This is a genomic window from Anaerobiospirillum thomasii, assembly GCF_900445255.1.
GTDB classification, from domain to species: domain Bacteria; phylum Pseudomonadota; class Gammaproteobacteria; order Enterobacterales; family Succinivibrionaceae; genus Anaerobiospirillum_A; species Anaerobiospirillum_A thomasii.
Map to the genome: position 1 here is coordinate 1 of NZ_UAPU01000002.1, position 16,181 is coordinate 16,181.

The window sequence follows — 16,181 nt, forward strand, 5'->3', positions numbered from 1 at the left end:
GTGTAAACTAAGATCTCTTATTCTTTAATTGCGCAATTTAGAATCTAAATTTATGCTATCTTGTTTTTTTCAACAATTCAATACCTCATTCATGATTTTGCCTCTTCCTGCCCCTGAAAGCCTTTTATGGATTGGCGTAGCCAACCCGTAGGGGCTTGTCCATAAATGGCTGAGGGGGCAGGAATCCATGTTTATCACGTTTTGTCTCCCTTGCTCTATGTTTTACAGGATGCGACAACCCATAGGTAATACGTAGTATTACCTATCCGCGCGCGGGCTTGCTCCTATACGCTTTAAAACTAGTTTATTATGGCCTTATACGTTCAGCCAGACTATCAATGCATGTCATCTGGTTTAAGACAGATGTCCAGTTCCTGACTCTGCTCACACCCCATTTCTTGGCCAGGTCGCCTGTAATTCTTAAATAAAAGACTTTAAACACGGCATTCTTGTTCTCAAACATACTATTTTAGTGACCTTACGTAAGCTGGAGTTTACGGCCTCTATAGCATTAGTGGTGTACATGATTTTGCGTATTGCCGATGGATAGTTAAACAGCTGTGTTACATGGTTGAAATTGTTCTCCCACACCTTATAGCTCCAGGGTATTTATCACCCCATTTGTCTATAAGGTGCAGCAGAGCTTCCTCAGCTGCCTCTGCATTAATAGCTCCATACATTGCCTTGCAGTCGGCACAGAAAGCCTTTAAATCCTTGTAAGGGACATATTTACAGGCATTGCGTATAAGGTGCACAATGCATCTTTGTACAACTGTCTGCGGGAATATAGACTTTACTCCGTCTTCAAGACCAGAGACACCGTCCATAGACAGGAAAAGTATGTCCTTAACGCCTCTGCTCTTGATATTGTCAAATATATTCATCCAACATGACTTTGACTCTGTTGGGGATATATAAAGCCCCAAAACCTCTTTATACCCCTCAGCATCTAAGCCTAATATTACATATACGGCATGATTCTCTGTAGAGCCCTTGTCATTCTTCATCTTGACATAGATGCAGTCTACAAAGACAAAGGTATACAGAGGCTTTAACGGCCTGTTAAGCCACTCATTAACATCCGACAGGATAAGGTCCGTTATAGTGGAGATCTTGTCTTGAGAGAGCTTAAAACCATAGATTTCCTCAATGGTTGAGCTTATATCCCTCTGACTCATGCCTCTTGCATACATGGCCAGGACCTTTTGCTCTATCTGAGATACGTCTTTTTCCCTTTTTGGGATAATTACTGGCTCAAAGGTTCCTTCACGATCACGTGGAGTGTTGATCTCTGCCTCACCAAATGAGCCTTGAATGGTTTTCTTAGAATAGCCGTTGCGCCTGTTGGTGGTCTCCTTCTCATCAGTGCTGCTCTTGCTATAGCCTAAATGAGCATCAAGCTCAGTATTAAGGATCCTTTCAAAAACAGGTGCAAATGCTTCTTTAATAGCATCTTGAGCACTCTGGGCATCTTTTGGGTTGTAGTGCTCCATTATAAGTCAGCTATCTTTTCAGCCATTGGGCTATGTTTAATTCTTGCCATATTAAGTAAACTCCGATAATGGTTATATTTTAAATCATCTATCTTCGTTTACACAGTTTTTAGTTCACTCTCGTTTAAGAACAAATGAAATCTGCGACAAGTGAACTTACATCAAAGATTTAATAGGAGGAATAGATACTCTGTACCATATAAAATATATCCACAAATTTGTAGAAATAAAAATTACACCATATAAGTTCGAATTATTCATAAACAGCAGGATAATTGTTAACCATACCCAATTAAGATGCTATACCACACAATGTATAATACACTGAAGTCTATGAAGATACTTTAAAACTAGGAGCAGTATAAAAGGTAGGCATATGCCTACCTCTATCACTCAAGTTAAGGTCTATATTAATATTTCTTATTTACGTGCATCAAGTAAAGCCTGAGCATTTTCTGTGCTTACAACAGTCCATGGAATCATATAGTGCTTTAACTGACCATCTTCCCATTTTAATTCAGGCTCATACTGTGCCCAAATATCTGACATTGGCTTATACTCTGGACCAATTACAGCTCTTAAAGCTACATCTATAGAGCCATGCATTTGAGCTTTAGCATCCTGCAGAATAGATACCATCTCACCTTCCTGTACTGCTCTAATTGCATCAGATACACCATCAATACCTGCAATAGCAAAATCTTTAGGATTTAAACCTGCACCCTTGATAGCTTCAATTGCACCTAAAGCCATTTCATCATTCTGTGCAATGACTCCATCAATTTTACCACGATGTTTCTGTAACCAGTTCTCCATTAAGACCATAGCTTCTGCACGGCTCCAGTTTGCTGTCTTTCTTTCTAAAACTTTCACTGCGCCTTCACCGCACTCAGCAATAGCTGTATCATTGCCCTGACCACGCTGAATTTCTCCTGAACCACCCTTCGGTCCTTCAATAATAACAACGTTGCCTTTACACTTTAATTTACCTAAAACAGCCTTAGCCTCCATGTAGCCGCCCTTAACATCATCAGAAACAACCTCTGCTGTTATATCTTCGGTGTTAAGTCTAGCATTTGTTACAACTACAGGAATTCCTGCTTCATTAGCCATAGTTGCTACATCAATATTTGCCTCAAAATCAAGAGGGTTTACAATAATGGCATTTGTCTTAGTCTGAATTGCAGTTTCTGCCTGGTTATTTTGAACCATTGGGTCGTAACGTCCATCATAAAATGTCAGCTCAGCAACTCCAGAAGTAACTGCAGGGTGCTCTTTACCATATCTTTCCATTAATTGCACAAACTCTGCCTTCATACCATACATCAAAACAGATATTTTTACAGGCTGCTGTGCCATTGCTGATGTTGATGCAAATAAGGCTGAAGCTAAAGCAACAGATAAAGCTAGTTTTTTCATAAATAAAACTCCTATAGTTTTAAAAGATTATTCTTTTGATTTACGTGAAGGATCAAGTAATACTGCTATAACAATCAAGGCGCCCTTAATAACTTGCTGATAATAGGATGGAACACCTAACAAATCTAAACTGTTGTTCATAACGCCTATAATCAGTACACCGAAGAATGTTCCTGCAAGTGTACCTATACCACCAGTCATACTTGTGCCACCGATAACTACTGCAGCAATTGCGTCTAACTCATAAGCATTACCTGCATTAGTCTGAGCTGATCCAGTTCTTGCTGTTAAAATGAGACCCGCAATACCTGCCAAAGCGCCAGACAATGTATAAACCAACACTTTAATTCTTACGATATTTATACCTGATGTTCTTGCGCTCTTTTCATTGCCACCTACAGCAAAGACATAGCGACCAAAAGTTGTTTTATATAATAGAATCCATGACAGAATAAAAATTAATAGATAAATTACAACTGGGACAGGAATTCCAGCCATATATCCATTACCGATCCATCTAAAATCACTATTTAGCTGAGATACTGGGTTGCCTCCTGTTGTAAGCAGGGTTAAACCTCTAGCTGCAGATAACATACCCATAGTGACAATAAATGGCTGAATTCTATACTTACTTAAAATTGCACCATTTACATAGCCACAAACAGTACCTATTGCTAATGCAATTAAGAAAGGCAACAGAACAGCATCTGTTGTATCTCCAATTTTTAAACCCGAATTACTTGTAGCAAATCTTGCTGCAACAATACCTGCCAAAGCAAGTACAGAGCCTACAGACAGATCAACACCTGCTGTAATAATTACAAACGTCATACCAATTGCTAATATGCCATTGATTGAGATCTGTCGAAGAATAATAAGCATGTTGTCGTAGCTTAAGAAGTAATTATTATCCCACTCACCTCTTGCTACCTGAATTTGGCCGATGATTGACACAATTATGCACAGACCAATGAACGCAAGAATAATTCCAGATTTTCTTAAAGTATCTTTACTCAGACCAAATGGTCCCTTTTTGTGTGCTAGATCCATATCGAGAGTTCCTTTTATATAAAATCAATACATAATAACTAAACGGCTAACTTCATGAGACTAGCCTGGCTTGCCTCTTTGGCATCAACTTCTCCAACAAACTCACCATCTTTAAATACGATGATTCTGTCACTCATACCAATAATTTCAGGTAATTCTGAAGAAACCATAATGATACCCTTTCCTTCTAGTGCAAGCTCTGACATAAACTTGTAGATTTCCTTTTTAGCGCCAACATCAATACCTCGAGTTGGTTCATCTAAAAGTAAAACAAGTGGATTGGTTAAAGCCCATCGACCCAATACAACTTTTTGTTGGTTACCTCCAGATAAATTGCCAACTATCTCAGCTGCATTTGGTGTTTTCACATTAAATAACCGAATCATATCGTCAGCGCGTCTTAACTCTTTATTCTCATTAACAAATGAGCTTTTACTGATATCAGTAAATGAAGCAATATTGATGTTTTCACATATTGATCTACACAGAACCAGGCCTGTCTCCTTTCGGTCCTCTGTAACATAAGCTATGCCGGCTTTGATTGAGTCGCTTGGCTCGTGCTTTAATTTAAGCTCGTTTCCATCTATTTCTACTGTTCCAGAAGTAGCATGCTTAATACCAAAGATTGTGTCTAAAAACTCACTTCTTCCAGATCCGACAAGACCGTAAATGCCAAGAATCTCCCCTTTTTTGAGGTTTAGAGATATATTTTTAACTTTCTTTTTCCAGGTTAAATTCTTTACCTCTAAAATCACTTCATCAGTTGGCTTATTAAACTTTTCAAACTCGCTCTTTAATTCACCTCCAATGATATGCTCAATGAGCTTTTCTCTTGTGAGATCTTTAATCATGCCATCTGTAACATAGCGGCCATCTCTGAACACAGTATATGTGTCTGCTATCTGAAATATCTCTGAGAGTCTGTGTGAAACGTAAATAATGCCCTTTCCTTTTGCAGCCAGCATTTTGATTACTTCAAAAATCTTTTGAGCGTCTTCCTCGCCAATAGCTGATGTAGGCTCATCCATAATAATCACATCAGCATCTGCATGTGACAGTGCCTTGGCAATTTCAACAAGTTGTTGCTCTGCTACACTTAAAGAACGCATTGTGGATGTTGACTTAATATTAAAGTGCAAGCTCTCCATCAACTCGTCAGTCATCTGATTGAGTTTCTTAAAGTCTATAAAACCATTTTTATTAGGCTCTCTTCCCAACCAGATGTTTTCAGCTACTGTTAAATCAGGAATAGCACTAAGCTCTTGCTGCACAATAGCTATTCCTGCATCTATGGCATCACCAGGATGTTTAAAATTAACCTGCTTGCCTCTAAGATAAATATTGCCTGCATCTGGTAAGATAAAGCCCATAAGTATGCTTAAAAATGTGGATTTTCCAGCACCGTTTCCTCCACATAATGCATGTATAGAGCCTCTTTTTAAGGTGAAAAAGGCTTCCTTTAATGCTTGTACCTGTCCAAAAGACTTTTGTACGCCATCAACATGCAACAAGATATCTTTAACTTCTATTGTCATATTTGTACCTGAGGATAAGCTGATTTTAAAATCTCTAAGTAACGCTGATAAGCCTCTTCATAAAGAGACACTTTACTGGTATCTGGTGTATATTGTGTCGATGCATCTAAACCAACATAATCATTGCAAAGAGATATAAGTGAGCTTTGTGTAGCATGCTCTGAGCTTGCCCAAATTACCTGAATTGCAGCGCCTAAGGATGCAGCTTCACTATTTGTTAAGCACACAACTGGTGAGTTAACTGTATTAGAGACGATCTCTCTCCATGCCTGACTCTTGGAACCTCCACCTGTCAATCTAATCTGATTTACTGCAATACCCTGTTTTCTAAACAGATCAATTGCATAGCGCAAACCAAATGTAGCACCTTCAGTAGCAGCTACACATAAATTGGCATTTGTAAAGTTAGTTGCGTCAATGTTATATAGACTTGCCTTGGCATTTGGCAGAGCAGGAATTCTTTCTCCATTAAAGAATGGTAAAAAAGTCAGGCCATTAGCGCCCGGTTGAGTGCTCTGCAGATAATGATTAAAATCATCTAAATTAGTTTCCAGTAAATTCTGTACTATCGATGTTGCAGATGTTACATTCATTGTGCAGATTAATGGCAGATAGCCATTTGTTGATGAACAAAAGTTTGCAATCTGCCCGTCTGTGATCTTATTTACATTATCGGCATATGTAAACAGAGTACCTGAAGTACCAAGACTCATGGTTATAATGCCTGTCTTGATATTTCCTGTTCCAATGGCAGACATCATATTGTCACCACCACCGGAAGATACAACTGTCTCAGTTGTAACGCCGAGTAATTTTGCAACTTCTGGTCTTACTGTACCAACAATCTGTGTTGAATCAATAAGAGTGTTTAAGCAAGACTCAAGCTTTCCTGAGTTGTCTATTGAATCAATTACTTCTTTTGAGTAACTTTTTGTTTTGACATTTAACAAGCCTGTTCCAGAAGCGTCTCCATATTCTGCGACTTTATTCCCTGTCAAATAGAAATTTATATAATCGTGAGGTAGCATGATGCTATCTAACTGCTCATATAATTCCTTATTGTTTTTCTTAAGATTTAAAATCTTTGATACTGTATATCCCGTTTGAGGAACTATTCCTAGCTTTTCAATGCAGGCCTTAGTTCCTCCTAAAGCATCTATTATTTCCTGATTTTCTTTTGCGGTGGAAGTATCACACCATAACTTTACAGGACAGATCACTTTGCCATTTTTATCAACAGGCACAAATCCATGCTGCTGACCAGAAACACCAATGCCCTTTATATCTTTTCCTGATATCTGTGCCTGATTTAATGCCTGTTTAAATGAACTTACTAAAGCCTCGATCCACCACTCAGCCTCTTGCTCGCGTTTTCCATTGTGGTCAGCTATCAAGTCGTGAGCTGCACTACCCTCTCCAATAATCTTGTGAGTGTCGGTATCAACTATTACAACTTTGGTGCTTTGTGTACCACAATCAATTCCTGTAAAGTATGACATCTTTTACTCCATCTCTATAACAATCTTGACATCTGTAGCACGACCTTCGGCAGCTCTTTCATAAGCATCTACTACGTCATCAAACTTGAATCTCGCAGAAATAAGCGGTTTGACATCAAGTTTTCCAGAAGCCAATAAAGCAATAGTTTTTGGATACATATTTGCGTATCTGAAAATGGTTTTGAAGGTTATTTCTTTTGCCTGTGCTGCAACAATATCAAATGGTGTAGGTTCTATTGGCATACCGACAAGAACAACGGTACCGCTAGGAGCTACATGCTCTGTTACATTTAAAATTACAGGAGCAGCACCTGTACATTCAAATGCAACATTAACACCCATGCCAGATGTTAACTCACAAACCTTAGCTGCTAATTCTTCTTTATTCTTACTATTTATTGGGTGAAGACCAGGATACTGTTTTGCTATAGCGAGTTTTTCATCGAATAAATCACAGATGATCACATCTGAACATCCTCCAGAAAGCGCTGCAAGTGCTGTGAGAATGCCTATAGTGCCGGCACCGTAAACTAAACCAATATCACCTGGCTTAATTTCAGCTTTAGTTGCTGCCTGCATACCTATAGCCAATGGCTCAACCATTGCGCCTTCAGCATAGGACACGTTATCTGGAAGCTTAAATGTAAAAGCTGCAGGGTGCACAACAGTTTCGCACAGACATCCATCAATTGGAGGAGTGGCCCAGAATCTTACTTCAGGATCTAAATTATAAAAACCAGATAGTGTTTGAATGGATGACATATTTGGAATGCCAGGCTCCATACAAACCCTATCTCCAACTTTTAGATTTTTAACGTTATTTCCAATCTCAACAATTGTTCCTGAAGCTTCATGACCTAATACCATTGGCTTCTCTACGACAAAGGATCCTATTTTTCCGTATTGGTAATAGTGACAATCACTACCGCATATACCTACGGTATTGATTTTAATTTTGACATCATTATCACCAACAACTGCAGGAGCTGGAACATCCTTTACTGCAATCTGCTTTGTGTGTTCTAAAACTAAAGCTTTCATAAGGCACTTCCTAAAATAATTTTATTAATGAACTTTTCCTGTTCTATTTATAACTAAAAACAATTTACTATGAAACCGCCTAAATTTGATATTTCTCACAAAAATTTAGAAAATTTTTAACTATAAACCGCAAAAAGTGATCAATATCTTATTTGAATCAAGCAGAATGATAAAATTTATTTCTAATTACTGTATTTTTATGTGATATACATCATATTTATAATAATAAAAATACACTATTAATAAGATTTCATTAGAATCTAAATTGTAATTTTTACAAAGATTGATTTTTTTGCTTAAAACATCATTCCAAAGAGATTTTCTATCAATTAGTAAAATATTTTTACTAATAAGATACTTTAGTAAACAATAAATATACGATTTAAAAAATCTCTTGGTACTGTTAAGATACCTACTAGCTCTTAACCTACAGAATAGTATTGGAGTTGCTGCAACGAAACGGTCATATAAGGATTGATTCATTTCGATGCTGGCGAGTTTAACAGTAAATACGCATAAACAAAATTAACATTGTATTTTCAACAAGGTCAGAGGTCACTGTGAAGCCGACAACATCAAAACAAAATCATAAAAAAGTCAAAGGGACCATTTATAGAGAAAAAACTGTAAGCAAAGAGTTAAGTGTTCCTAGACTTATCTGCACCCTAATTACGAGGCATGGCTTCACATCTAATCCAGAAATTGCCAACAAATATGGAATCTCTTTACCAACGGCTATTTCATATACAAAAGAGCTGACAGATCGAGGAGTGATAATTGCTGATGGCAAATGCTCCTCTACTGGAGGTAAAAAGGCAACTAAGTTAACATTCAACCCAGATCATATTATCTCCTTAGGCATCGACATCAAAAAAGAGTCATATGTTTTTTGTGCAATCGACTTTTGTAACAACATAGTACATATGGAATCCATAAATGAGGTCTTTGAATTTAAGGAAAAATACTTCTCCAAGCTAATAGCTGAATTTAAATGTTTCAAAAATAAAGTTATTGATCTAAAGTCAAATATTTCGATCAATAGAGGTCTCGGTATCAGCATTCCTGCAGGAATTATTAATCCTCCTATGGAGGCTCAATCCCATGCATTAAAGCTCGATTTTGTGGATTTGGGTGAGTTTTTAAAGATAGATGAGCATGATCTTTTTTTAATTAACGACTCAAACGCAGGAGCTATTGCAGAAACTAGTACTTATAGCAATGCTGCCAGCTTTATTTATCTATCTCTAGCCAAAACTGTAGGAAGTGGAATTGTAGTTCTAGGTAGACTGATGGAAGGTCTTAACAATAGAACTGGTGAGGTTGGACATTTAACCTTGGTTCCTAACGGAAGACTATGCTATTGCGGAAAGGAAGGATGTGTTGATCCATATTTAAATGAAAGTGCGTTACTTTCTGGTATAGATAAAAATATCGAAGAATTTTTTATAAATTTAAACACTAATCCTAGTTTAAATAGACTTGAAAGTTATAACCGATATATTAAGTATCTTGCAATTCTGATAAATAATCTAAACAACGCCTTGGATGTCAAAATCATTTTGGGTGGCACTATTGGTCCTCACCTCTATGACAGGCTTGATATTTTACAAAATGAGATTATGAGAATTGCATCATATCCTATAGACAACATCTTTTTAAAGCCAACTATATTTGAGCAACCTGCTGCTTTTGGTGCAGCTTTTGCGGCCAGAAAAAAGCATATAAAAAATCTTTAGTATATGAGTGCTCTAAAAATGGCTGTTTTTATAAATTATTGAAAGATTAGGAGGCTCTTACTTGATATAGATTCAAAGCTTTCAAGAAATATTTTAGTTTTTCTTATTATTGGAGTAAACTAAAGTATATTAAGTAGAGCTTAAGTGCCAAATTAATTTGAGGAGCTTATATGTTTAACAAACTGGCCTTAATATGTGCCATACCGTTTATGACCATGACGGCTAATGTCTATGCTGAAGAAGTTCCAGCTGCAGATCCAAATGCACTTGAAAATGCTATGACAGAGCAGGTTGAGGTTGGTTATTTTGATATAAAACCTGATATTGTTACTAACCTTGCTCAAAGCGATTCTAAAGAAAGGCTCCATTATGTTCGTCTCAAGGCCAATATCATGGTTATGGACAGTAATGATCTGCCACTGTTGCAGGAACGTGAAGCCTTAATTAAAGATACAATTATATCTATTCTCGGCTCCAAGGTTTTTTCTGATGTTAACAAACCAACATCAAGAGAAGAGATTAGATCAGAGTGTCTGCAGAAAATATCCGATATGATGTATGAAAAGGATGGCAGAAATATTGTGCAGGACTTTTTAATTATCAATTTCCTCTATCAGTAATTAATACATCAAGAGGAAATTTTAAAATATCTAAAGCTCAGGCCTAGAACCTGAGCTTTTTCATATCAAAATAGCCAACAGCCAGACCTACAAGCAGTCCGCCTAAATGGCAGATATTAGCTACACCGCCCAATAAAAAGCCAATACCTATAAATATAACCGACACAGTCAGAAGCCCCTGTGGCATATATAACTCATCTGGTAGATCCTTGCGGCGTGAGAGCATAGCCATATAACCAATAACCGCATAAACCACGCCAGAGAGTCCACCAAAAATGGATCCTGTTTCATGGTTTTGCAGTAAAAACTGCAGGGCATTTGATATAAGTCCTGAGGATATAACCAAGGATAATATCTTTACAGTGCCAATTTTATTTTCTATGCCGCGAGCAAAGGCCTCAAACATAACGAGATTAAAGGCAATGTGCAAAATAGAAAAATGTACAAAAATTGGAGTTAAAAGTCTCCATATTTGAGCACTATCCGTTATCTGCCTTATATCGTAAAGACACAGCAGTGCATAGACACTGTTGGCATCAAACAGACCATAGACATAGGCAATGACACAGATAACTTCAATGGCTGTAACCACAGACAGAAAGTTAAAGCGCACCAGAGCTGTCTGCAGATAGGTCATAAGCCCATTGGCTCTTGCCATTTCTCTGGCCTTAGAGGCTGTACTGCTCTGTGTAAAGCTCTTGTTGCAAAATGACAGAAGTTCAATTTTTGCTCTTGAAACATCTTTTTGATTTGCAACATAGATACCAATGCTAGCCCCGCTAAAGCGTGTTGCACAGTCAATACCCAAAGACTGCAGACGGGCGCAGAACTCTACGCCTGTCTGCTTGTTTGGTACCAGACCCACAAAATGCGGGTATGTTATATCATCTACTATCTTGAATTGAGCCACTTCATATACTCAGCTACGCCCTGAGCTACAGTTTTAAACTCTATGTCGCATCCTGATGCTCTAAGCTTGGTTAAATCCGCCTCGGTAAAGCACTGATAATGACCTACGAGGTGCTCTGGGAAGTCAATAAACTCGACCTCTCCTCTGCCGTGATACTTGATTACAGCCTTGGCAATATTTAAAAACGGCTCGGCTCTGCCTGTACCACAGTTGTAAATACCTGATGGACCGTTATGTTCCCAGAACCATAGGTTTACCTTGCACACATCCTCAACGTAAACAAAGTCACGGGTCTGGCCGCCGTCTGGATAGCCCATACAACCTTTAAACAGTTTTGGATTTTCGCCCTTTAACATCTGATTGTTTAAATGGAAGGCAACGGATGCCATAGATCCTTTATGATTTTCACGTGGTCCGTATACATTAAAGTATCTAAAACCTACAACCTGAGAATTGATATGTGGTAGTCTTGAGCGCACATATTCATCAAAGAGGAATTTTGAATAGCCATAGACATTCAAAGGTGCCTCATTGACTCTGTTTTCAACAAATACAGAGCCGCCGCCGTATGTGGCTGCAGATGATGCATATAAAAATGGAATCTTATGACTTACGGCAAACTCAAAGAGAGTTACTGTATACTCATAATTGTTGCGCATTACATACTGACCATCCCACTCGGTAGTTGCAGAGCAGGCGCCCTCATGGAATATGCCCTCAATGTCTCTTATATTAAATCTTGCGGCAAAAGCCTTTTCATCCTTAATCAGGGCTAGAAAATCGTCCCTGTCCATGTAATCTGCAATATCCAGATCAACAAGATTTGTAAATTTGTGTCCGTCTTTTAAATGGTCAACAACTAAAATATCTTTGCGACCTCTGTCATTTAAAAGCTTGACGATATTGCTGCCGATAAAGCCGGCACCGCCAGTCACTATAATCATATTGCCACCTTAAATTTCATCTTTTCCATCTGATTATATAATAGTTATCTTTGCTCTTAATAAAAACTAAAAAAAATACTGCCACAAAGTGGCATGATATTCATAAAAGCCAAGTTAATATAAATTTGCTACAATATCTAAAAACAAGGATTTACAGCATGCAAACAGCTACACGAATACTTATTATCTGCCCGTCATGGCTTGGCGACATCATCATGAGCCAGAGTCTGTATAAAGTTTTAAAACAACTCTATCCTGGATGTATTATCGATGCCTTTGCTCCTGCCTGGACCATACCGGTGCTCAAGCGTATGGAAGAGGTGGACAATACCATTGAAAATCCATTTGGTCATGGCGTGTTTGATCTGCTAAGAAGAAAAGTTGTGGGCAGATCGCTCAAGGGCAATTATGATATGGCCTTTATTCTGCCAAATTCATTTAAGTCAGCCCTGATTCCATATTATGCCGACATTAACTACAGACGTGGTCTTAAAGGCGAATCGCGCTATGTTGTTATCAACGAGATGCGAAAAAACAAAGAAGATTTTCCTTTGATGGTACAGCGCTATGTCTCTCTTGCCTATTCAAATGAAGAGGTTAAGACAGCATCTGATCTGATGGACTTTGAATATCCAAGCCTTAAGGCCTATCCTCCATCTGAAGAGCTAATTGTCAGACTTAATCTTAAAACGGACAGAAAGTTTATTGCCATAGGCTGCGGTGCCAACTATGGCCCTTCAAAGCTTTGGCCTTTTGAATACTATGCTGCAGTATGTGAGCACTTTATTAAAAAAGGTTATGCCATTATGGCTCTTGGCTCACAAAAAGATAAAGACAGTGTTGAGCAGGTTCTATCTCACATAGGCTCTGAATATAAACCTTATTTTTATGATGTAGCAGGTAAGACCGATCTTACCGAGGCTCTTGATATTCTGACTTTATGTGCAGGTGCTGTGGTCAATGACTCAGGGCTTATGCATTCGCTTGCAGCTCTTGATATTCCTCAGGTATGCATCTTTGGCTCCACCTCCACAGGCTATACACCGCCACTGTCTAAAAAGGCTATATGTGTCGAGTCTGACGAGCCATGTCATCCATGCTTCAAGCGCGAGTGTAAATTTAAAACCTATGCCTGTCAGAAAAATATAAAACACTCTACGGTTATAGAAAAGTTAGAAAGTCTGCTTGAACATGAGAATACTTAGCTTTTTCATACTTTTAATCTATAAGCTTTTAACCCTGATAGCTCTTATACCAGGAGTTTTATTCCTATGCTATAAAAAAAGACGCGATCCTCCCTATGGCAGGAGGGTCATGGAGCTCTTTGGCTTTTGCCCGTACAGATTTAAAAGAAGCATATGGTTTCACACAGTAAGTGTGGGTGAGGTAATAGCTGCAAGACCTCTTATCAATAATTTTGTAAAGCGCCATCCTAAATTAAATATTATTGTAACCACCACAACTACCACAGGTGCCCTAGAGGCACAGAAAATAAAGGGCATTACCCATATTTTCGCGCCGCTTGACAGTTCTCTTGCTCTTGGTATTTTTACCTCAAGAGTAAAACCATCCCATCTTTTTATCATGGAGACAGAGCTGTGGCCAAATATGCTTGATATCTGCCACAGACATAAGGTCAATGTCACTGTGTTTAATGCCAGAATGCCTGAGAAAACCTGTCTTAAATATGAAAGATTCAAGTGGCTGGTCAAAGATCTTATTGCAAGAAAAATATCCATGGTTATTGCTCAGACACCTGATGATGCCCAGCGTTTTGAGCGCATAGGTATAAATAAAGATAGAATCTTTGTAGCCAATTCTCTTAAGTATGATTTAGTGCCAAATGATGATCTCTTCAAAGAATCCTATATGTTTAAAAAGGCTCATGACAACTATTTTGTCATAGGAGCCATATCAACACATGATGGAGAGGAAGAGCAGATCCTTGAGGTTTTTCTCTCTTTGTATGATATGTATCCGCATCTGCGTCTAGTGCTGGTGCCGCGCCACAAAAGCGGTGTGGACAGGGCTATTGCCTTTTTAGATGAAGTCAATACCAGATATGTCAGAAGATCACAGGCGCACAAGTTTACCGAGCTCTTTACAGAGTCAGTCATTATAGGCGACACCATGGGTGAGATAGAACTCTACCTTGGTCTGTGCAACATTGTATTTATGGGAGGCAGTCTTGTAGATATAGGAGGCCATAATCCTCTTGAGCCTGCCTACTTCTCTTTGCCTGTAATTACAGGTCCTTACTATTATAATTTTAAGATGCAGTTTGAGGACATGATTGATGCAAGAGCAGCCTATCTTGCCAATGATGAAAAGAGACTGTATGTACTACTTGAAAACTTTATAAATGATACAGAGCTATGCACCAGAACCGGCCTTAAAGCACTTGATGTACAGGAAAAAGGCCGTGGTGCAATAGCAAAAACTCTTGAGCTTTTTGAAGTGGCGCTTAAAAAGTAGCTACTTCATAGCCATATTATTGATAAAGTCTACATAATTTCTGGCGCTTACTGCTATTGCAGAGGCATCAACTGACTCGCCCTCTGAGGTGTTTGCGCCATAGAATGCATATACACCTTTAAAGTCAGCACCGCAGTATTTAAGTGCCTGAATATAAGGGCGCACATAATCCTCAAGAGAGTATTGAGCTCCGGCATTTACATCATATTTTCAGCAGCACCGCCTGTAGTTACAGCCAAAGCCACATGTTTACCCTCAAGTTTGTTGCCACCCTTGTAGGCCCAGCCTGCTGTAAGTACTGTATCAAACCAGGACTTGAGCATAGGAGGTGAGTTAAACCAGAAAAGAGGAAACTGAAACACAACTGCACCGTTGTTCTCTATAAGAGAGTGTTCCTGTCCGACATTGATAGGTGCATGAGGATATGAGCTTTGCAGGTTATGAATCAGAATATCATCAGGATATTTGCGTAATTCATCAATCCATCTGCGATTTACAACTGAACGATCAAAATAAGGATGATCTACTATAATTAGTGTCTTCATTTTATATCCATTCCTTATCTGTTATATTATCTAGTATTATGTTACCTAAATTTTATCTAAATGACTATGCATTAATTTAACAAAAGTATCTTTATTAAAATAAAAACTTTCTTGGTGCAGATTTTGCTCCTTTTCAAAAGAGCGTAACAGCCTATTTAACATATTTACATAGAGATCTTTGCTCATGTTTTTATCTATATAACATTTATCAAAATCAATTATGTAAATCTGCTTGTTATTATCTATTAATATATTTTTAATATTAAGGTCACTGTGTACTATTTTATTTTTATAAAGCAGTGCACAGGTATTTAATATTTCAATATATGTCCTGTCATTAAGTGACTTTTTCATTAGCAGTTGACACAGATTCTGTGTATTTTCTATTTGCTTTATAATAATGTCCTGTTTTATAAACAGTAAGCCTCTGCTTTCTCTTGCAGCAAGAGCCTCAGGCACAGGCATATTCAATGCGCGCATTGTCTGCAAAAGCTCAAGCTCATCAAAAGCTCTGTGGGCGAATCTAGCGTATTTAAAAAAGCTGTCCCTAAGCAATCTGCCAATCAGACCACCGCGCCTGTAGCTTCTGTATACAAGCTTTTTATGGTCTTGTGTCGTGTATAAAAAAGAACAGCCTCTGCCACCTACAGTTTTAATATCACCTGCAGTGTTCTTTATACTCTTAACATCAAAACGCTCTGCTATTGTTGCAATATCAAGACTCTGCCATGCATTATCTGCAATAAGGTACAGATAGCCTTTATATTCTAAAGTCTCTCTTGCCATCAGCCATTTCCAAGCACTATGGTGCCCTCTTTGTCAGAACTTCTGTCAACTTCAATGACCGGCTGTACAGTCTCCATCAGACTGTCATCCTGTATCAGGCCACCTGCTGGCTCAACCTTAATCTCGCC

Annotated in this window: 14 protein-coding genes and 1 pseudogene; 4 read left to right on the forward strand and 11 right to left on the reverse strand. The window is 38.3% G+C overall.

Annotated features, from left to right (window positions below):
* Positions 1 to 307: 307 nt before the first annotated feature.
* The 6 genes and pseudogenes from DRZ93_RS00090 to DRZ93_RS00115 form a co-directional block, all read right to left on the reverse strand.
* Positions 308 to 1,543 (reverse strand): annotated as a pseudogene (locus DRZ93_RS00090) (IS256 family transposase).
* Positions 1,544 to 1,913: 370 nt separating this feature from the next.
* Positions 1,914 to 2,912: a substrate-binding domain-containing protein gene (locus DRZ93_RS00095; RefSeq protein WP_113745421.1), complete on the reverse strand. Its 999-nt coding sequence runs from the start codon at positions 2,910 to 2,912 to the stop codon at positions 1,914 to 1,916.
* 27 nt (positions 2,913 to 2,939) lie between these two features.
* The gene (locus DRZ93_RS00100; RefSeq protein ID WP_113745422.1) at positions 2,940 to 3,962 is read right to left on the reverse strand and encodes an ABC transporter permease; all 1,023 of its coding nucleotides are present in this window, start codon (positions 3,960 to 3,962) and stop codon (positions 2,940 to 2,942) included.
* A 38-nt stretch (positions 3,963 to 4,000) separates the two neighbouring features.
* Positions 4,001 to 5,497, reverse strand: a complete 1,497-nt coding sequence (locus DRZ93_RS00105; RefSeq protein ID WP_113745423.1) for a sugar ABC transporter ATP-binding protein — start codon at positions 5,495 to 5,497, stop codon at positions 4,001 to 4,003.
* Positions 5,494 to 6,996: a xylulokinase gene (gene xylB / locus DRZ93_RS00110; RefSeq protein ID WP_113745424.1), complete on the reverse strand. Its 1,503-nt coding sequence runs from the start codon at positions 6,994 to 6,996 to the stop codon at positions 5,494 to 5,496. Before xylB ends, DRZ93_RS00105 begins: the two co-directional genes overlap by 4 nt.
* A gap of 3 nt (positions 6,997 to 6,999) precedes the next feature.
* Positions 7,000 to 8,037 carry an NAD(P)-dependent alcohol dehydrogenase gene (locus DRZ93_RS00115; RefSeq protein ID WP_113745425.1) on the reverse strand — a complete coding sequence of 346 codons (1,038 nt, stop codon included), beginning with the start codon at positions 8,035 to 8,037 and terminating at the stop codon, positions 7,000 to 7,002.
* A gap of 560 nt (positions 8,038 to 8,597) precedes the next feature.
* On the opposite strand from DRZ93_RS00115, the gene DRZ93_RS00120 reads away from it, so the two are divergent.
* Positions 8,598 to 9,773 carry an ROK family transcriptional regulator gene (locus DRZ93_RS00120; protein ID WP_113745427.1) on the forward strand — a complete coding sequence of 392 codons (1,176 nt, stop codon included), beginning with the start codon at positions 8,598 to 8,600 and terminating at the stop codon, positions 9,771 to 9,773.
* 170 nt (positions 9,774 to 9,943) lie between these two features.
* Positions 9,944 to 10,393 (forward strand): flagellar basal body-associated FliL family protein, encoded by a 450-nt coding sequence (locus tag DRZ93_RS00125; RefSeq protein ID WP_113745428.1) that lies wholly within the window; start codon positions 9,944 to 9,946, stop codon positions 10,391 to 10,393.
* A gap of 43 nt (positions 10,394 to 10,436) precedes the next feature.
* On the opposite strand, the gene DRZ93_RS00130 is transcribed toward DRZ93_RS00125, so the two are convergent.
* On the reverse strand, positions 10,437 to 11,303 hold the full coding sequence (locus tag DRZ93_RS00130) for a rhomboid family intramembrane serine protease (protein ID WP_113745429.1): 867 nt from the start codon (positions 11,301 to 11,303) through the stop codon (positions 10,437 to 10,439).
* Positions 11,285 to 12,247, reverse strand: coding sequence for an ADP-glyceromanno-heptose 6-epimerase (gene rfaD, locus DRZ93_RS00135; protein WP_113745430.1), 963 nt, complete (start codon positions 12,245 to 12,247; stop codon positions 11,285 to 11,287). Before rfaD ends, DRZ93_RS00130 begins: the two co-directional genes overlap by 19 nt.
* 158 nt (positions 12,248 to 12,405) lie before the next feature.
* Between rfaD and waaF the strand changes: the two genes are divergently transcribed.
* Both waaF and DRZ93_RS00145 read left to right on the forward strand, forming a co-directional pair.
* The gene (waaF, locus tag DRZ93_RS00140; protein ID WP_113745431.1) at positions 12,406 to 13,452 is read left to right on the forward strand and encodes a lipopolysaccharide heptosyltransferase II; all 1,047 of its coding nucleotides are present in this window, start codon (positions 12,406 to 12,408) and stop codon (positions 13,450 to 13,452) included.
* Complete coding sequence (locus DRZ93_RS00145) at positions 13,439 to 14,722, forward strand: 3-deoxy-D-manno-octulosonic acid transferase (RefSeq protein ID WP_113743240.1); 1,284 nt, start codon at positions 13,439 to 13,441, stop codon at positions 14,720 to 14,722. The genes waaF and DRZ93_RS00145 overlap by 14 nt, the downstream gene beginning before the upstream one ends.
* Here the strand turns inward: DRZ93_RS00145 and DRZ93_RS13470 are convergent, their stop codons facing one another.
* The 3 genes from DRZ93_RS13470 to DRZ93_RS00155 are packed head-to-tail and all read right to left on the reverse strand — an operon-like array spanning position 14,723 to position 16,053.
* Entirely contained in the window at positions 14,723 to 14,887 is a 165-nt protein-coding gene (locus tag DRZ93_RS13470; RefSeq protein WP_172457971.1) for a hypothetical protein, read from the reverse strand.
* 32 nt (positions 14,888 to 14,919) lie between these two features.
* Positions 14,920 to 15,267, reverse strand: coding sequence for an NAD(P)H-dependent oxidoreductase (locus tag DRZ93_RS00150; RefSeq protein ID WP_113745432.1), 348 nt, complete (start codon positions 15,265 to 15,267; stop codon positions 14,920 to 14,922).
* A 45-nt stretch (positions 15,268 to 15,312) separates the two neighbouring features.
* Positions 15,313 to 16,053: a 3-deoxy-D-manno-octulosonic acid kinase gene (locus DRZ93_RS00155; protein WP_113743242.1), complete on the reverse strand. Its 741-nt coding sequence runs from the start codon at positions 16,051 to 16,053 to the stop codon at positions 15,313 to 15,315.
* Positions 16,054 to 16,181: the final 128 nt, after the last annotated feature.

Coding starts and splice junctions, on each gene's coding strand:
- DRZ93_RS00145 (WP_113743240.1), top strand. CDS start 13,439: ATGAGAATACTTAGCTTTTTCATACTTTTAATCTATAAGCTTTTAACC.
- DRZ93_RS00105 (WP_113745423.1), bottom strand. CDS start 5,497: ATGACAATAGAAGTTAAAGATATCTTGTTGCATGTTGATGGCGTACAA.
- DRZ93_RS00100 (WP_113745422.1), bottom strand. CDS start 3,962: ATGGATCTAGCACACAAAAAGGGACCATTTGGTCTGAGTAAAGATACT.
- rfaD (WP_113745430.1), bottom strand. CDS start 12,247: ATGATTATAGTGACTGGCGGTGCCGGCTTTATCGGCAGCAATATCGTC.
- xylB (WP_113745424.1), bottom strand. CDS start 6,996: ATGTCATACTTTACAGGAATTGATTGTGGTACACAAAGCACCAAAGTT.
- DRZ93_RS00095 (WP_113745421.1), bottom strand. CDS start 2,912: ATGAAAAAACTAGCTTTATCTGTTGCTTTAGCTTCAGCCTTATTTGCA.
- DRZ93_RS00125 (WP_113745428.1), top strand. CDS start 9,944: ATGTTTAACAAACTGGCCTTAATATGTGCCATACCGTTTATGACCATG.
- DRZ93_RS00155 (WP_113743242.1), bottom strand. CDS start 16,053: ATGGCAAGAGAGACTTTAGAATATAAAGGCTATCTGTACCTTATTGCA.
- DRZ93_RS00115 (WP_113745425.1), bottom strand. CDS start 8,037: ATGAAAGCTTTAGTTTTAGAACACACAAAGCAGATTGCAGTAAAGGAT.
- DRZ93_RS00150 (WP_113745432.1), bottom strand. CDS start 15,267: ATGAAGACACTAATTATAGTAGATCATCCTTATTTTGATCGTTCAGTT.
- waaF (WP_113745431.1), top strand. CDS start 12,406: ATGCAAACAGCTACACGAATACTTATTATCTGCCCGTCATGGCTTGGC.